Origin of the sequence: Sphingomonas sp. (assembly GCF_031426035.1) — a bacterium.
Lineage (GTDB): Bacteria > Pseudomonadota > Alphaproteobacteria > Sphingomonadales > Sphingomonadaceae > Sphingomicrobium.
The window spans coordinates 1-15991 of sequence record NZ_JANPKO010000013.1; the positions used below are offsets into that span (position 1 = coordinate 1).

16 protein-coding genes are annotated in these 15991 nt (G+C 68.7%); 12 read left to right on the forward strand and 4 right to left on the reverse strand.

Translation table 11 applies throughout. The annotated features are described in order from the left end of the window. The 7 genes from rpsK to RMP08_RS01130 form a co-directional block, all read left to right on the forward strand. On the forward strand, positions 1–243 hold a 243-nt coding region (gene rpsK / locus RMP08_RS01100; RefSeq protein ID WP_310467100.1), incomplete at its 5' end, for a 30S ribosomal protein S11. 97 nt (positions 244–340) lie between these two features. Then, positions 341–1408, forward strand: coding sequence for a DNA-directed RNA polymerase subunit alpha (locus RMP08_RS01105; RefSeq protein WP_310467101.1), 1068 nt, complete (start codon positions 341–343; stop codon positions 1406–1408). A 137-nt stretch (positions 1409–1545) separates the two neighbouring features. After that, positions 1546–1791, forward strand: a complete 246-nt coding sequence (locus tag RMP08_RS01110) for a hypothetical protein (RefSeq protein ID WP_310467103.1) — start codon at positions 1546–1548, stop codon at positions 1789–1791. A gap of 138 nt (positions 1792–1929) precedes the next feature. Next, positions 1930–2364: a hypothetical protein gene (locus tag RMP08_RS01115; RefSeq protein WP_310467105.1), complete on the forward strand. Its 435-nt coding sequence runs from the start codon at positions 1930–1932 to the stop codon at positions 2362–2364. A gap of 2 nt (positions 2365–2366) precedes the next feature. Then, positions 2367–2552 (forward strand): hypothetical protein, encoded by a 186-nt coding sequence (locus tag RMP08_RS01120; RefSeq protein ID WP_310467106.1) that lies wholly within the window; start codon positions 2367–2369, stop codon positions 2550–2552. 181 nt (positions 2553–2733) lie between these two features. Then, entirely contained in the window at positions 2734–3567 is an 834-nt protein-coding gene (locus RMP08_RS01125) for an outer membrane beta-barrel protein (RefSeq protein WP_310467107.1), read from the forward strand. A 133-nt stretch (positions 3568–3700) separates the two neighbouring features. Next, positions 3701–4222, forward strand: a complete 522-nt coding sequence (locus tag RMP08_RS01130) for a hypothetical protein (protein ID WP_310467108.1) — start codon at positions 3701–3703, stop codon at positions 4220–4222. Between the two features lie 19 nt (positions 4223–4241). On the opposite strand, the gene RMP08_RS01135 is transcribed toward RMP08_RS01130, so the two are convergent. The 3 genes from RMP08_RS01135 to RMP08_RS01145 form a co-directional block, all read right to left on the reverse strand. After that, positions 4242–5351 carry a PHB depolymerase family esterase gene (locus tag RMP08_RS01135; protein WP_310467109.1) on the reverse strand — a complete coding sequence of 370 codons (1110 nt, stop codon included), beginning with the start codon at positions 5349–5351 and terminating at the stop codon, positions 4242–4244. 143 nt (positions 5352–5494) lie between these two features. Beyond that, positions 5495–7054, reverse strand: a complete 1560-nt coding sequence (gene guaA, locus RMP08_RS01140) for a glutamine-hydrolyzing GMP synthase (RefSeq protein ID WP_310467110.1) — start codon at positions 7052–7054, stop codon at positions 5495–5497. 44 nt (positions 7055–7098) lie between these two features. Beyond that, the gene (locus RMP08_RS01145) at positions 7099–7569 is read right to left on the reverse strand and encodes an Lrp/AsnC family transcriptional regulator (RefSeq protein WP_310467111.1); all 471 of its coding nucleotides are present in this window, start codon (positions 7567–7569) and stop codon (positions 7099–7101) included. Positions 7570–7679: 110 nt separating this feature from the next. Between RMP08_RS01145 and RMP08_RS01150 the strand changes: the two genes are divergently transcribed. Genes RMP08_RS01150 through RMP08_RS01165 form a run of 4 tightly spaced genes read left to right on the forward strand, consistent with a single transcriptional unit; the run spans position 7680 to position 12248 of the window. Continuing rightward, on the forward strand, positions 7680–9338 hold the full coding sequence (locus tag RMP08_RS01150; protein WP_310467112.1) for a PQQ-dependent sugar dehydrogenase: 1659 nt from the start codon (positions 7680–7682) through the stop codon (positions 9336–9338). A gap of 18 nt (positions 9339–9356) precedes the next feature. Next, positions 9357–11372 carry a TonB-dependent receptor domain-containing protein gene (locus tag RMP08_RS01155; protein WP_310467113.1) on the forward strand — a complete coding sequence of 672 codons (2016 nt, stop codon included), beginning with the start codon at positions 9357–9359 and terminating at the stop codon, positions 11370–11372. Positions 11373–11412: 40 nt separating this feature from the next. Further along, entirely contained in the window at positions 11413–11754 is a 342-nt protein-coding gene (locus RMP08_RS01160) for a metalloregulator ArsR/SmtB family transcription factor (protein WP_310467114.1), read from the forward strand. Further along, positions 11751–12248 carry an SRPBCC family protein gene (locus RMP08_RS01165; protein WP_310467115.1) on the forward strand — a complete coding sequence of 166 codons (498 nt, stop codon included), beginning with the start codon at positions 11751–11753 and terminating at the stop codon, positions 12246–12248. The genes RMP08_RS01160 and RMP08_RS01165 overlap by 4 nt, the downstream gene beginning before the upstream one ends. A 67-nt stretch (positions 12249–12315) precedes the next feature. Here the strand turns inward: RMP08_RS01165 and RMP08_RS01170 are convergent, their stop codons facing one another. Further along, the gene (locus tag RMP08_RS01170; protein ID WP_310467116.1) at positions 12316–12864 is read right to left on the reverse strand and encodes a hypothetical protein; all 549 of its coding nucleotides are present in this window, start codon (positions 12862–12864) and stop codon (positions 12316–12318) included. Positions 12865–13046: 182 nt separating this feature from the next. Between RMP08_RS01170 and RMP08_RS01175 the strand changes: the two genes are divergently transcribed. After that, a partial coding sequence (locus RMP08_RS01175) for a M10 family metallopeptidase C-terminal domain-containing protein (protein WP_310467117.1) occupies positions 13047–15991 on the forward strand: 2945 nt, incomplete at its 3' end.

The following is a 15991-nucleotide window of genomic DNA, read 5'->3' on the forward strand; positions in this document are numbered from 1 at the left end:
ATGGGCTTCAAGGGCTCGCGCAAGTCGACCCCGTACGCGGCACAGGTCGCCGCCGAGGATGCCGGCAAGAAGGCGGTCGAGCATGGCGTCCGCACCCTCGAGGTCGAGGTCAAGGGCCCCGGCTCGGGCCGCGAGAGCGCGCTTCGGGCGCTGCAGGCGGTCGGCTTCCAGATCACCTCGATCCGCGACGTCACGCCGATCCCGCACAACGGCGTGCGGCCGAGCAAGCGCCGGCGGGTCTAACCGGCGTCAAGCTGTTCGCCGCCGCGGCCAACGGGTTGCGGCAGCGGTTTTGAATTCAAATCGGCGGGGGACGCCCCGCCAGGGCTAGGGAACAAACATGGCCGTCAACGCGAAGAATTGGCAGGAACTCAAGAAGCCCAACAGCCTCGAGCGCAAGCATGGCACCGGCGATGTCCGCCGCCGCGCGGTGTTCGTCGCCGAGCCGCTCGAGCGCGGCTTTGGGATGACCCTCGGCAACTCGCTGCGCCGGGTGCTGCTGTCGTCGCTGCAGGGCGCCGCGATCACCTCGATCAAGATCGAGGGCGTGCTCCACGAGTTCAGCTCGCTGACCGGGGTGCGCGAGGACGTCACCGACATCGTGCTCAACGTCAAGCAGATCGCGCTCAAGATGGAAGGCGAGGGGCCCAAGCGCCTCCAGCTCTCGGCGACCGGACCGGCCGACGTCACCGCGGGGATGATCGCCACCACCGGCGACATCGAGATCACCAACCCCGACCTGCTGATCTGCCACCTCGACGAGGGCGCGACGCTCAACATGGAGCTCACCGCCGACATCGGGAAGGGCTATGTGCCGAGCCAGGCCAACCGGCCTGCGGACGCGCCGATCGGGCTGATCCCGGTCGACGCTTTGTACTCGCCGGTGCGCCAGGTCGCGTACAAGGTCGAGAACACCCGCGTCGGGCAGGAGCTCGATTACGACAAGTTGACGCTGACCATCGAAACCGACGGCACGGTCAACCCGGAAGATGCGCTGGGCTATGCCGCGCGGATCCTCCAGGACCAGCTGCAATTGTTCGTCCACTTCGACGACAGCCAGGTGCGCACCGCCGCGCCGGCGATGATGGGCAGCGCCGCGTTGCCGGTCGAGAGCCAGGCCGACACCAACCAGCTCAACCGTTACCTGCTCAAGAAGGTCGACGAGCTGGAATTGTCGGTGCGCAGCGCCAATTGCCTCAAGAACGACAACATCATCTACATCGGCGACCTCGTCCAGAAGACCGAGGCGGAGATGTTGCGGACGCCGAACTTCGGCCGCAAGTCGCTCAATGAGATCAAGGAAGTGCTGGCCTCGATGGGGCTTCGGCTGGGCATGGACATCCCCGGCTGGCCGCCCGAGAACATCGAGGAAATGGCCAAGAAGCTCGAGCAGGAAATGCTCGGCTGATCACCGCCTGACCGACGTTACAGAGGGCCGTCCGCAAGGGCGGCCCTTTTTTTTGCGCGTACTCCAGCGACCGACGCGGAGCCAAGTCGCGGCACCCGCGTTACCCCCGGCGAGCGAAACAACAGGGAAACCATCTCATGCGCGCTTTGATTTTGCTGGCCGGTGCGGCCCTCACCCTGTCGGCATGCGGCGAAACCGATTCGCCGACCGACGACATGAACGTGACCACCGAAAATGTCGCGATCGACGACAATGCCATGCTCGGCAACGAGGCCGGCGGGCTCGATGCCAATGCCGCGACCAACTCCGAGGCGGAGGCCAATCTGGTGGCCAACGACCTGACCACCAACGACGCCGACACCAACCTCGCCAACGGCCTGTAACAATTAGCATCGGCGGGGCGGCCCGCACGCAGGCGGCCCGGCTGTCAGGGCGCTCGCTCGGAAACGGGCGGGCGCCCTTTTCTGTTGTGCGCGACGAAGCGGCTTGTAGGCTTGCAGCGAACAAAGGGGGGATACTCGATGCGCACTATTGTCCTGGCACTGGGGATGCTGGCTGCTGGATTGCCGGCGCACGCCGCGGCGGCCGCCGAGCAGGTCACCGTCGAGCATTATTACCGCATCAAATGGGGCAGCGCCGGCGAATTCGCGCGGCTGTACAAGGCCAACCACCAGCCGCTGCTCGACGCGATGAAGAAGCAGGGGCGGATCCTCGCCATGCGCAGCGAGACGCCGTTCACCCATATGGCGGGCGGCCAGCGGTGGGACCTCCGGGTCACCATCACTTACCCCGATGCGGCGTCGGCGGTGGTGGTCGGCGGCGACTTCGACAAGGCGTTCGACGCGGCCAAGGCGCGGCTTTATCCGGACCAGGCCAAGCTCGACGCGGAGGAAGCGCGGCGGTTCAGCCTAGTCGAGGAGCATTGGGACGTGATCGTCACGCCGGCCGGCGACTGAGCATGGCGAGCGGCGAGAAATTCGAGCGTCACCGCCAGGCGTGGACCCAAAGCGAGGTCCAGAAACTGCACTTGCTGGCGGGCAAGGGAATGGCGCTGCGGGCGATCGCCAAGGCGTTGACGCGGAGCGAGGAATCGGTGCGGACGCGGGCCAAGGCAGATCGCCTGACGATTGCCAAACTGCGCTGAACCGTGATTTCCCGCTGCCGCCTGCGCGGCGACTGATCAGGGCGCTTCCACGCCGACTGTGGCGTGAAAGCCTCACCTTCGGGGTCCGCCGCAGTTGATTTTCGCGCGCGTTCCGGCGAAAGCTACACCCAGCGTGCCGGTATTCCAAATCCGCCGGCAGGGAGTGAAAAGGGGTACTTATATGCGCAGACTATTTCTCGCAGCAGTTGCCGCGGCCGCGATTGCGACGCCGGCCAACGCCCGCGACGACAGCTGGTACGCCGGGATCGAAGGCGGGCTGATGCTCGTCGAGGACACCGATTTCGATTATGCCGACGTTCTCCGCGGCGAGCTCGAAAATGCGGTGATCGTCAATTACGGCACCGGTCTCGATGTCGACATCATCGGCGGCTATGATTTCGGAACGTTCCGTCTCGAAGCGGAAACCGCGTACAAGCGCGCTTCGCTCGACGACATCTCGGTGCCGACCGACCTGGTTGGCGACCCCGCAGGCGTTTATGAGCCGAGCGGCCGCGTCCGGGTGCTGTCGGCGATGGTCAACGTGTTGCTCGACTTCGGCGACGATGACGGCTGGAGCGGCTATGTCGGCGGCGGTGCCGGTCCGGCGCGGATCAAGTATCGCGCTGGCATCGACGAGCTCGGCCTCGGCTTCCGCGACTCCGACCGCAGCCTCGGCCTGCAGGCGATTGCCGGTGTCCGCACCGCGATCAGCCCGAACGTCGACCTCGGCCTCAAGTACCGCTTCTTCACCGCGAAGATGCAGTTCGAGAACGAGGACGAGGATGTCGGCTTCGAACTCAATGGCCGGCTGCGCACGCACTCGCTGCTCGCCAGCCTGATCTTCAACTTCGCGCCGCCGCCGCCGCCTCCGCCGCCGCCGCCGCCGCCCCCGCCGCCTCCGCCGCCGCCTCCGGCGACGCAGACGTGCCCGGACGGTACGGTGATCCTGGCGACCGAGGTGTGCCCGGCTCCGCCGCCGCCCCCGCCGCCGCCGCCGGCCGGCGAGCGTGGCTAAGCGCTAGCGACTGCCATACTCAGGCAAGCCTTGGGGGCGGACTTCGGTCCGCCCCCTTTTTTTTGGCCGAGGCCGGATGGACCCGACGCCGCGCCGTGCGATATTCGCCGTCACACCTGGCAGGAGACCGCCGATGCTCGCGACACTGTTCCTCGCGTTCGCCGCGCAGGCCGCGGCTGCCGCCCCGCCGCCGCCCTGCGCCGCCGCCGAATACCGTCAGATGGATTTCTGGGTCGGCACGTGGGACCTCGAGTTCGACAATCCCGACGGCTCGCTGGGCAAGGCCGAGAATGTCATCACCGCCGATTATGGCGGGTGCGCGATCGTCGAGCGCTTCCGCCAGCTCGGCGGCGGACCGGCCGGCGGCGACTATCTCGGCACCTCGACCTCGATCTACGACGCTCAGACCAAGAGCTGGCGGCAGATGTGGGTCGACAACGGCGGCAGCATGTTCGACCTGCGCGGCGGGCCGGTGATCGGGCAAAAGCACAGCTTCGAACTGGTCAACATCGAGCCGCGCGGGCCCAAGCAGGCGACGATGCGAATGATCTGGGAGGATGTCGCGAAGGACAGCCTGACGTGGCGCTGGCAGGCGCGCCAGGCCGACGGCAGCTGGTCCGACAGCTGGGTGCTGCGCTACCGCCGCCGCAAGTAGGCCGGGCGGAGCGGTCGGATCAGCGCATCAGCCCGGCGGCGCGCAGCGCGTTATCGATCACCTCCGCGACGCCCGGGCGGGCGTTCGGTCGAGCGATGCTTGGCCGGGCGGCGGCCTGGCGCGGGGCGTCGATGCGGGTCACCCGGTCGGGCTCGGCTTTCGCTTCCCTCTCGGTAAGCAGCTCCCACGACCGGGCGATCGTGCGCGTCGAGCAGATCCCCGCCTCGAGCATATGCGGCCCGGCCTCGCCGCAGCCGCCCTTGCCGCGGGTGTCGAGCGGAACGCCGTGGCCCGTGCCGGCGATGACATATTGCTCGATCGCCTCGCGGCCCGCGCCGTCGAGCCACACCCGCCGGACATGGCCGTTGACCGCCTGTTCCTTCGCCGGCGCCTCGCCGATCCCGGTCAGTCCGCGCCATTGCGCGACGATATCGTCGGCATTGGACGGGACCACGACATGGTCCGCGGTGCCGTGCCATACCGCGAGCGTCGGCCACGGGCCGGCATAGCGCGAGGCGTCGGCGGCGATCTCGGCCAGGCGTTGTTCCCCCGGCCCGCCGCTGCCGCGCATCCGCTCGAGCGCCTCGGGCACCGAATTGGCGGTGGCGAACGGCAGCCCGGCGATCACCGCGCCGCCGGCGAACACTTCGGGGTAGGTGGCGAGCATCACCGCGGTCATCGCCCCGCCGGCCGACAGGCCGGTGACATACACGCGGGCGGCGTCGAGGCCGTGGGCGGCGACCGTGGCGGTGATCATCTGGCGGATCGACAGCGCCTCGCCCTTGCCGCGGCGGGCATCGCGCGGGGCGAACCAGTTGAAGCACAGGTTGGAATTATTGGCCCGCGCCTGCTCGGGGTAGAGCACCGCAAACCCTTGGCGGTCGGCGAGCTCGGACCAGCCCGCACCGCGGTCGTACAGCGCGGCGGTCTGGGTGCAGCCGTGGAGCACGACGACCAGGGCCGCGCCGGGCTCGAGCCCCTCCGGCACATGCAGCAGACCGCGCAATTTGCCCGGATTGGACCCGAAACCGCCGATATCGGCCAGGCGGCCGTCGTTGGCCGGCGAGCCTTGGGCCGCTTCGCGGCGCAACGTGCTCAGGCGGGCAACGGTGTCGTGAAGGCCGCGCATCTGCTTCTCCCGATTGCACGCTGAAACCCGAAGCCCGCGCGGATGGGCTCGGTATGTTGCAGTGCACAATAGATGGGAAGCCGAGCGGTTCCGGCAAGGGGGCTTCACTTAAGGGACCGAAGTGGTTGGAGGCGGCCGCCCCTTCACTCCCACTCGATGGTGCCGGGCGGCTTCGAGGTGAAATCATAGGTGACGCGGTTGATCCCGGCGACTTCGTTGACGATGCGGGTCGCCACGCGGCTCAGGAACGCCGCGTCGAACGGGTAGATGTCGGCGGTCATGCCGTCGACGCTGGTCACCGCGCGCAAGGCGCAGACGGAATCGTAGGTGCGGAAATCGCCCATCACCCCGACCGTTCGCACCGGCAGAAGCACCGCGAACGCCTGCCAGATCGCGTCGTACAGCCCGGCGTTGCGGATCTCCTCGAGGTAGATCGCGTCGGCCTTGCGCAAGATATCGCAGCGCTCCTCGGTCACCTCGCCGGGGATGCGGATGGCGAGCCCGGGGCCGGGGAACGGGTGGCGGCTGACGAACGCGTCGGGCAGGCCGAGCTCGCGGCCCAAATCGCGCACCTCGTCCTTGAACAATTCGCGCAGCGGCTCGACCAGCTGCATGTTCATCCGCTCGGGTAGCCCGCCGACATTGTGGTGGCTCTTGATCGTCACGCTCGGGCCGCCGGTGAACGACACGCTCTCGATCACGTCGGGGTAGAGGGTGCCCTGGGCGAGGAAGTCGGCGCCGCCGATCTTCTTGGCCTCGGCCTCGAACACGTTGATGAACTCGGCGCCGATGAATTTTCGCTTGGCCTCGGGGTCGGTGACCCCGGCCAGCCCGCCGAGGAAGGCGGCGCTCGCGTCCACATGGACCAGCGGGATGTTGTAGTGGTTGCGGAACAGGCCGACGACCTGCTCGGCCTCGTTGGCGCGCATCAGCCCGTGATCCACGAACACGCAGGTCAGTTGCGCGCCGATCGCCTCATGGATGAGCACCGCGGCGACCGCCGAATCGACCCCGCCCGACAGCCCGCAGATGACCCGGCCGTCGCCGACCTGGGCGCGGATGTCGGCGATCTTGGCGTCCTTGAACCCGGCCATCGTCCAGTCGCCGGCGCAACCGCAGATATGGCGCGCGAAATTGGCGAGCAGCTTGCCGCCGTCGGGGGTGTGGACGACTTCGGGGTGGAACATCATCGAGAAGCGCCGCGCCGCCTCGTCGGTGGCGATTGCGAACGGCGCGCCTTCCGACTTCGCGACCACGCTGAACCCGGGCGCCAGCGTCTCGACGCGGTCGCCGTGGCTCATCCACACCTGGTGCCTGTCGCCGACCTGCCACAGCCCGTCGAACAACGCCGACGGCGCCACCACCTCGATGAAGGCGCGGCCGAATTCCTTGTTATCTGAGGTCACCACGCGCCCGCCCAATTGCTGGTGCAGCGTCTGCTGGCCGTAGCAGATGGCGAGCAAGGGCAGCCCGCTGTCGAACAGGATTTGCGGCGCCTGCGGGCTTTCCGCCTCGGTCACCGAGGACGGCCCGCCGGAGAAGATGATGCCCTTGGGGCCAAGCCGCTCGAACGCCTCCGCGGCGGCGTTGAACGGGGCGATCTCGCAATACACCCCGGCCTCGCGCACGCGGCGCGCGATGAGCTGCGTGACCTGGCTGCCGAAATCGACGATGAGGATGGAATCAGAAGGCTGGAGCGTCATGGCCAGCCGATAGGGAGCAGGCCGCGCAGTGTAAACCGCCCGGCTCAGCGCGCGGCGGGCTCGTCGATCGGCACGGCGAGGGTCATCTTGAGCGGGCGGATCACGACGTTGGTGTCGGACAGCACGACCAACGGGTCGGGCACCAGATGCTCCTGGAGGAAGGCGTCATACTCCTCCATCGTGCGCACCGCGAGCAGGATGACATAGTCGCTCGTGCCGGTGACGAAGTAGAATTGCATGACGTTGGGATGGCCGCGCACGCGCTCGACGAAGGCGCGCACCCCGGGGCCGTCCTCGCGCTCGAGGCGGACGCTGACGAACAGCATCAGCCCGCAGCCGGCCTTGGCGCCGTCGACCAGCGCGACCTCGCCGCGGATCACGCCGTCGCGGCGCAACCGGTTGAGGCGGCGCAAGGCGGTCGATTCGGTGGTCCCGCAACGCTCGCCGAGCTCGGCCGCGCTGAGCGCGCAATCGGCCTGGACGGTGCGCAGGATGCGGCGGTCGAGTGAGTCCATGTGGTTAGCCCCGTCCCGATAATGACGGAATCCGTCATTTCGATGCAGTTTTTGCGCACAATCGCCGCGCCCGGTCAATTACGCTCCCGGCCACTGGCAGGGAGGCGAGGATGGGTTTGGGCCGCGTGGGATTGGCAGTGGCGGCCGCGGCATTCGCTTCGCCGGCCACAGCGCAGACCTCGCGCGAAAATGCGGTGGCGATCGACCGCGTGCCGGTGCCGCCCGCAGATCGCTTCGAGGTCGAGGCGATCGGCCCGCCGCTCGCCGCACCATGGTCACTGGCGTTCCTCCCCGACGGCTCGTTCCTGGTGGTCGAGAAGCATGGTGGGGTGCGCATTGTCCGCGCCGACGGCAGCGCCACGCCGCGCCTCGCGGGCGGGCCGCCCAACGTGCTCCAGAAGTCGGACAGCGGACTTCTCGATGTCGCGCTCGATCCGGATTTCGCGGCGAACCGGCTGGTGTACCTCGCCTTCGCCGAGGGCAGTGAGGCCGCCAACCGGACCGCTTTGTTCAAGGCCAGGCTGGAGGGCGACCGGCTGACCGGCGGGCGCGTCATTTTCCGGGTCGGCGAGGCCAAGCGAGACTCGGCGCATCCGGGCGGACGGCTGCTGTTCCTGCCCGACAAGACGCTGCTGCTGACCATCGGCGACGGCTTTGAGTATCGCGACGCGGCGCAGGATCCGGGCAGCCACCTCGGCAAAATCGTCCGCCTGACGCGGGACGGCGCGGCCGCGCCGGGCAACCCGTTCCTCGGCCGCGCCGGCTTCCTGCCCGAGATATGGAGCCTCGGCCACCGCAACATCCAGGGCCTCGCGCGCGATCCGGTCACCGGCACGGTGTGGTCCCACGAGCACGGCCCGCGCGGCGGCGACGAGATCAACGCGCTCACCGCCGGGGCCAATTACGGCTGGCCGCGCGCGTCGTTCGGGATCGATTACGACGGCAAGTTGATCACCGACCGGCTCCATCTCGACGGCCTCGCCGACCCGCGCTTTACCTGGTCGCCGTCGATCGCGCCGTCGGGGCTCGCGGTGTATCGCGGGACGGTGCACCCCGAGATGGACGGCAGGCTGCTGGTCGGCGCGCTCGCCGCGCGGTCGCTGGTGCAGGTGCGCGTCCACCCCACCACCGGCCTGCTTGCCGAGGAAGGACGCTGGCTGGGCGGGCTCAAGGCGCGCCTGCGCGACGTCCGCGTCGCCCCCGACGGCCGCATCTATCTGCTCACCGACGACCCGAGCGGCCGCCTGCTGCGGCTGCTGCCGCCGTCCGCGCCGGCCGCGATTCCCGCCGACAGCCCGCTTGCGCCAATGGCTTTCCTGGTCGGCCGCTGGGCCGGCGCCAGCCGCTTCACGCCGGCCTTTCGCTCCACTCCGACAGCGGTTGAGGAGACTAGCCAGATCGACTGCGCGCCCGCGCTCAAGGCGACCTACATCCGCTGCACCGTCCAATTCCACCGCACGCGCGACGGGCGCCTGCGGGTCGTCGAGCATGTCATCAACCGCGATCCCGCCAAGCCCGGGGTCAACGTCCTGGTGCTCGACAGCGGCTGGCCGGGCCGGTCGTCGTACACGCAGGACTGGAGCAGCGCCGAACGAGCGTGGATTGGCCTGATCCCGACCGACCACGACGGCCGGCCGGCAACCGAGCGCATCGTCGTCACGCCCTCCGCCGACGGCAAATCGCTGGTCCATACCGAGTCGCTGCGCCTCGATTCAGCGCCGAATGCGCCGTGGACCGAGACCTTTCGCTGGACGTGGACCAGGCGCTGACCGAAGCAAGGCAGCGCAATGATCGACCAGACGCCCCCGCCCGAGCCGCCGCCCGCGGCGATCGTGATTACCGCCAAGGCGCTGCCCGACCCGGCGGCGGAGCGCGCGTACGGCGTCGCCACCCTCGGCCGCGACGCGCTCGCCAATGCGCCCAGCAGCCAGCTCGACCAATTGCTCAAGACCATCCCCGGCGTGCAGCAATTCCGCCGCTCCGACGCGCGCAGCGGGCATCCGACCAGCCACGGGGTGACCTTGCGCGCGCTCGGCGGCAACGCGTCGAGCCGCGCCTTGCTGCTGCTCGACGGGGTGCCGCAGGCCGACCCGTTCGGCGGCTGGGTCAATTGGCCCGCTTTCGACCCCGCCGCGCTCGCCGAGGTGCGGGTGATCCGCGGCGGCGGCAGCGTGGCGCACGGGCCGGGCGCGCTGGCCGGGGTGATCGCGATGACGAGCAGCCTGGCGCCGGGCTTCGACGCCGGCGCGTACTGGGGCAGCCGCGCGTCGGGCGAGGGCCGGCTCCAGCTCACCGAGCCGGTCGGAGGCGGCGTGCTTAGCCTGTCCGGCCGCGCCGCGCGCGGCGACGGCTTCATCCCGATCACCCGCGGCACGCGTGGGCCAGCCGACCGCCCGGCCGACTATCGCGAGGCGAGCGCGCGCGCATTGTGGTCGGCGCCGCTGACCGGGGGCCTCGACCTCCAGCTCAGCGCCGCCGCCTTCACCGACCGCCGCGAGCGCGGGCTGGCGTTCACCAGCAACCGCACCGACGGCGCCGACGCCGCGCTGCGCCTGACCGGGCGCGGGGCGTGGACGTGGGCGGCGACCGGCTACGCCCAGGCGCGCGAGCTCCGCAGCAGCTTCGCCAGCGTCGACGCCGGGCGCAGCGCCGCCACCCGCGTGTCGCTGCAGGACGCCGTGCCGTCGCGCGCGTTTGGCGCGAGCGTCGAGCTGCGGCCTCCGCTCCGCGCGGCGTTCGTGTTGCGCGGCGGCGCCGACGCCCGCCACGCCAGCGGCGAATCGCGCGAGCTTTATTCTTACGTCGACGGCGCTCCAACCCGCCGCCGCCGCGCCGGCGGCGAAACCGTCACGGCCGGCACATTTGCCGAGCTGACCGCGCGGCTCGGCGCCGTCACTCTCAGCGGCGGAGCGCGGATCGACCATTGGCGCATTGCGGACGGCGAGCTGCGCGAGCGGCTGCTGGCGACCGGCGCCGTGTTGCGCGACGACGAATATCCCGACCGCACTGGCTGGCGGCCGACCGCGCGGGCCGGCGCGGTGGTCGACGCCGGCGGCGGCATCAGCGCGCGCGCCGCGGCCTATCTCGGCTGGCGCCTGCCCACGCTCAACGAATTGTTCCGCCCGTTCCGTGCCGGCCCCGACGCCACCGCCGCCAATCCATCGCTCGACCCCGAGCGGCTGAGGGGCGCCGAAGCGGGGGTCGACTATCGCAGCGAAGGGCTCGAGCTGTCCGCAACTGTGTTCGCCAACCGCCTGTCCGGCGGCATCGCCAACGTCACTTTGGGGCAGGGCCCGGGCGTGTTCCCGGGAGTCGGGTTCGTCGCCGCCGGGGGCGACTATCGCCAGCGGCGCAACGTCAACACGCTGAGATCGCACGGGATTGAGGCGTCCGCCACCGCCCGCCGCGGCGCGTGGTCGGCCAACGCCGGCGCCAGCCTGGTGGATGCCGAAATCTCCGCCGACGGCGCCGCCGCCGAGCTCGACGGCCTGCAACCGTCGCAGACGCCCAGGATCGCGCTGTCCGGGGGGATCGCGTGGGAAACCGGGCGCCGCGCCGTCTCGCTGAGCGTGCGCCATGTCGGCGCGCAATATGAGGACGACCGCAACCAGCGCCGGCTCGGCGCCGCGACCACGCTCGACGCGTTCGCCGCTTGGCCGCTTAGCGCTGTTCTGCAGATCGTCGCCCGCGGCGAGAACCTGTTCGACAAAACCGTGCTCGCCGGGATCGCCGTCGACGGCAGCCGCGAGCGCGCCACCCCGCGTACGCTATGGCTCGGGCTGCGCTTCGGCGCGCGCCGCTAACGAGGCTTGCGGCCTCGCCAGGCATCCGATACTTAAGCGTATGCTTAACGATTCGCCGAGCCTGAATCGCGCGTTCGCCGCGCTGGCCGATCCCACCCGGCGCGGGATGCTGGCCCAGCTTGCGCGCGGCCCAGCCTCGGTGTCCGAGCTGGCGCGCCCGCTCGCGATCAGCCTGCCCGCGGTGCTCCAGCATCTCCAGGCGCTTGAGGCGTCGGGACTAATCGCCTCGGCCAAGATTGGCCGCGTCCGCACCTGCCGCCTCGAGCCCGCCGCTTTGTCCGCCGCCGAGGCGTGGATCGCGGCACAGCGCGCGCTGTGGGACGGCCGCCTCGACCGCCTTGAAACCCATCTCGCCTCGATCCAGCAGGAGACCGCCAAATGAACCCCGACACCGACCTTCGCATCGAGCGCACGCTCGACGCCCCGCGCGAGCTGGTGTGGCGCGCCTGGACCGACCCCGAGCAGATCAAGAAATGGTGGGCGCCGCGGCCCTACCAGACCCCCGAATGCGAAATCGAATTGACCCCCGGCGGTAAGTTCATGACCCGCATGACCGGCCCCGACGGGATGGATTTCACCGGCAACGCGTGCATCCTCGAAGTGGTCGAGGGCGAGCGCATCACCTGGTCGAGCGCGTTGCTCCCCGGCTTCCGCCCCAACAGCTTTCCCGATGACGGCTGCGGCGGCTTCCCGTTCACTGCGATCCACACCTTCGCCGACGCCGGCGGCGGCAAGACGCACTACACCGCGACCGTGCTCCACAAAAATGCGGCCGACGCCAAGATCCACGCCGACATGGGCTTCCAGGACGGCTGGGGCACGTGCGCCGAGCAGCTCGGCGAAGTCGCCCGCGGGCTGGTTTCCGAGCGCGCCTGACGCGCACAAAAAATGCGCGGGAAGCCGGAGCCTCCCGCGCATCTTTTTGAACGTCGGCTAGCGCAGTTTAGTAGCCGCGATAGCCGTAGTTGTTACGCGTCACGTCGATGTCGCGGATGTAGCCGCGATAGTCGACGTTGCACTTGAAGCGCAGCTCGCCCTGCGGCTGGTTGTAGCCGTAGCCGCCATAACCGCCGCCATAGCCCGCCGCGTAGGCATTGGCGGTGGCGACGCCGCGCACGCGCAGCCCGTTCGAGCGGCGCTCGACGCTGGTCACGCCAAGCACGCGGCCCTGGCTGTACTGATTGCCGTAGCCGTACTGGTTGCCGTAGCCGTACTGGTTGCCATAGCCGTAGCCGTAGCGATTGCCGTAGCGGTTGCCGTAGCTGGCGTTGATCCGCTGCTCGACCGCGGCGGCGCAGCGCTGCACCGCATACTGGCTATTGTTGTTGCCATAATTGTAGCGGTTGCCGCCGAGTACTTGGCCCAGCACCTGGCTGACGACATTGCCGGTGCCGCCGTACCCGGGGTAATATTGCGCGGCCGCGGGGGCCGCCGCACCGACCAGCGCGGCAATGCCGACGCCAGCGGTCAACAGTTTTGAAACAGCCAACATGGCCACTCTCCTTCGTTGTTCCGTCACAGACTTGCCCGCCACAACGCACGGACACCCATTCCGGTTCTAAACGGAGCAGATTGCACGCACACTGAATGCGTGAGTCGGCTGTTGTTCAGCTTGTTTTTTCGCTTGTGCGAGAGCGGGTTGCGCGCGCAGACTGGCAATTCCGGCGGGCCGCGATGCGTTTTTTCGCGATGGGGGTGAGCATGGTGGATATTCCCGGCAATGCCACGACCGGCGCGACGATCGCGATCGGCGGGTCGACCAGCAACGTGCTCGAGACGGTCGGCGATCATGACTGGTTTCGCATCGATCTGACCCAGGGCCAGTCGATCAGCGTCCTGCTCGACGGCATCACGCTCGCCGATCCCTATCTGATCATCCGCAATTCGGCCGGCGCCATCCTCTACCAGAACGACGACGGCGGGGCCGGGCTCGATTCGCTGCTGTCGTTCCGCGCCCCGGTGAGCGGGAGCTATTACATCGATGTCGGCGCGGTGCAGAACAGCCAGAGCGGATCCTATACGCTGAGCGTAACGCCCTACACCCCGCCTCCGCTGGGCACTGTCGACCAGTTTGCGGAACAGCTAACCAGCGGCTTCTGGGGCGGCGACGTCCATCGCTTCGACGTCACCCAGGGCGGCTCGCTGACCGTCAACCTGACCGCGCTGACCAACGAAGGCCGCGAGTTCGCGCGCGCTGCGCTGGGCCTGTGGAGCGACGTCATCGGCATCGCCTTCACCGAGGTCGGCAGCGGCGGGCAGATCGTATTCGACGACATCGCCACCGGGACCGGCGCATTTTCCGACGGCGTATGGGCCAACGGGATCATTTCGTCGGCGACGGTCAATGTCTCGGCGGATCGGCTCGGGGCAGGGACGGGGATTTATCGCGCCGGCCTGCAGACCTACATCCACGAGATCGGGCACGCCCTCGGGCTCGGCCACGCCGGCGACTATAATGGCGGCACCGCAAACTCGCGCTACCCCTATGAGGCGCTGTACCTCAACGACGGCGCGCCGGTCAGCATCCTGTCCTATTTCGACACTGGCGAGAGCAGCTATTACGCCGGACTCGGGTTCACCCAGAATCTGGTGGCGACGCCGCAAATCGCCGACATCGCCGCGGTTGCCTTGCTCTACGGCCTGTCGACCACCACGCGCACCGGCAACACCACCTATGGCTTCAACAACAATAGCGGGCGCGAGGTGTTCAACGCCGCGCTCCATCCGAACCTCGCCTACACCATCCTCGATTCGGGCGGGGTCGATACGCTTAATTATTCGGGCTTCGCCGCCAACCAGCTAATCAACCTCAACCCCGAGACTTTTTCCAATGTCGGCGCCTCGGTCGGCAACGTCAGCATCGCGCGCGGCACGGTGATCGAAAACGCGATGGGCGGCAGCGGCCACGACCGCTTGATCGGCAATCAGGCGGCCAATGCGCTGACCGGCGGCGCCGGCGATGACACGCTCGAGGGCGGCCCCGGCAACGACACGCTCGACGGCGGCGCCGGCAACGACACCGCAAGCTATGGCGCCGCGACGTCCAGGGTGACGGTCGATCTCGCCATCGCGGCCGCGCAGGACACCTCCGGGGCCGGAATCGACACGCTGATCTCGATCGAGAACCTCATCGGCTCGGCGTTCAACGACAGGCTGACCGGCAATGGCGCGGCCAACGTCATCGACGGCGGCGACGGGCAGGATAACATTACCGACGGCGCCGGGAGCGACACAATCCGTGGTGGCGCGGGCGATGACATGATCACTGCATCGGTCGGTGCCGGCAATGACGTCTACGATGGCGGTGACTCGGCGTACGACACAATCAGCTATCGGCTGGCGCTCGCTGGCGTGACCGTCGACCTTAGCGGCGCGTCCGACCAGGGCCGCTCGGCGGGCGATGCGGACGCCGCGGGGATAGGCGTCGACCAATTGGCCGGTATCGAATTGATCAGCGGCAGTGCCTTCAACGACACCCTGATTGGCGACGACGGACGCAATTATATCTATGGCGATGCCGGCAACGACCTGCTCGATGGCGGCGCCGACGGCGATGTCATGGACGGCTCAACTGGCGACGACATTTACATCGTCGATTCGGTCTACGACGAGATCTACGAGGCCGGGTTGGAAGGCGTCGGCACCGACACGATCTTCGCCTCGGTCAGTTTCGGCCTGTTCCGGCAATTCTGGCCTTCGCTGATGTCCGCCAACGTCGAAAATCTGACGCTGACCGGGACCGCCAACATCGACGCCTCCGGCGATTTCTTCGCCAATGTCCTGACCGGCAACAGCGGCGCGAATCTGCTCTTCGGAGGCGCCGGCGATGACACGCTGTTCGGCGGGCTCGGCAACGATACGCTGCACGGCTGGGTCGGGGACGACATGCTCAACGGCGGCAGCGGCGAAGACATTGCCTCCTACGCCGATGCCGGCTCCGCGGTCACCGTCAACCTTGCCATCCTCGCCGCCCAGAACACCGGCGGCGACGGCATCGACACACTTGCCGAAATCGAGAACCTCGCGGGGTCCGCCTTCGCCGACACACTGACCGGCAACGGCGTCGCGAACGACTTGATTGGCGGCGCCGGCAATGACGTGCTGGCAGGCGCGGCTGGCGATGACTCGTTGTCCGGCGGCGACGGCAACGACACGCTCGAGGGCGGCACGGGGGATGACAGCCTCAACGGCGGCAATGGGGTCAACACCGCAAGCTACGCTTCGGCATCTGCTGCGGTCACCGTCAGCCTCGCGCTCGGCGCGCAGAATACCGGCGGCGCCGGCACCGACACGCTGGTTGCGATCGAGCATGCCAGCGGCTCGGCGTTCAACGACACGCTGACCGGCAATGGCGGCGCCAACACGCTGTCGGGCAACGCCGGGGACGATGTCCTCATTGGCGGCGCCGGCGTCGATACGATGGCGGGCGGGGCCGGCAATGACTGGTTTTACGTAGATGCCGCTGCGGACCCGATCGACGAGGGTGCGGGCGGCGGCACCGACCGCGTCCTCAGCGCGGTCACTTATGCCTTGAACGCCGGCAGCGCGGTCGAGCTGGTCACCACCACCAATGCCGCCGGCACCGGCGCCCTCAACCTCACCGGCAACGAGTTCGGCCA

Coding starts and splice junctions, on each gene's coding strand:
- RMP08_RS01170 (WP_310467116.1), bottom strand. CDS start 12,864: ATGTTGGCTGTTTCAAAACTGTTGACCGCTGGCGTCGGCATTGCCGCG.
- RMP08_RS01150 (WP_310467112.1), top strand. CDS start 7,680: ATGGGTTTGGGCCGCGTGGGATTGGCAGTGGCGGCCGCGGCATTCGCT.
- RMP08_RS01145 (WP_310467111.1), bottom strand. CDS start 7,569: ATGGACTCACTCGACCGCCGCATCCTGCGCACCGTCCAGGCCGATTGC.
- RMP08_RS01130 (WP_310467108.1), top strand. CDS start 3,701: ATGCTCGCGACACTGTTCCTCGCGTTCGCCGCGCAGGCCGCGGCTGCC.
- guaA (WP_310467110.1), bottom strand. CDS start 7,054: ATGACGCTCCAGCCTTCTGATTCCATCCTCATCGTCGATTTCGGCAGC.
- RMP08_RS01120 (WP_310467106.1), top strand. CDS start 2,367: ATGGCGAGCGGCGAGAAATTCGAGCGTCACCGCCAGGCGTGGACCCAA.
- RMP08_RS01125 (WP_310467107.1), top strand. CDS start 2,734: ATGCGCAGACTATTTCTCGCAGCAGTTGCCGCGGCCGCGATTGCGACG.
- RMP08_RS01165 (WP_310467115.1), top strand. CDS start 11,751: ATGAACCCCGACACCGACCTTCGCATCGAGCGCACGCTCGACGCCCCG.
- RMP08_RS01110 (WP_310467103.1), top strand. CDS start 1,546: ATGCGCGCTTTGATTTTGCTGGCCGGTGCGGCCCTCACCCTGTCGGCA.
- RMP08_RS01135 (WP_310467109.1), bottom strand. CDS start 5,351: ATGCGCGGCCTTCACGACACCGTTGCCCGCCTGAGCACGTTGCGCCGC.
- RMP08_RS01155 (WP_310467113.1), top strand. CDS start 9,357: ATGATCGACCAGACGCCCCCGCCCGAGCCGCCGCCCGCGGCGATCGTG.
- RMP08_RS01105 (WP_310467101.1), top strand. CDS start 341: ATGGCCGTCAACGCGAAGAATTGGCAGGAACTCAAGAAGCCCAACAGC.
- RMP08_RS01160 (WP_310467114.1), top strand. CDS start 11,413: ATGCTTAACGATTCGCCGAGCCTGAATCGCGCGTTCGCCGCGCTGGCC.
- RMP08_RS01115 (WP_310467105.1), top strand. CDS start 1,930: ATGCGCACTATTGTCCTGGCACTGGGGATGCTGGCTGCTGGATTGCCG.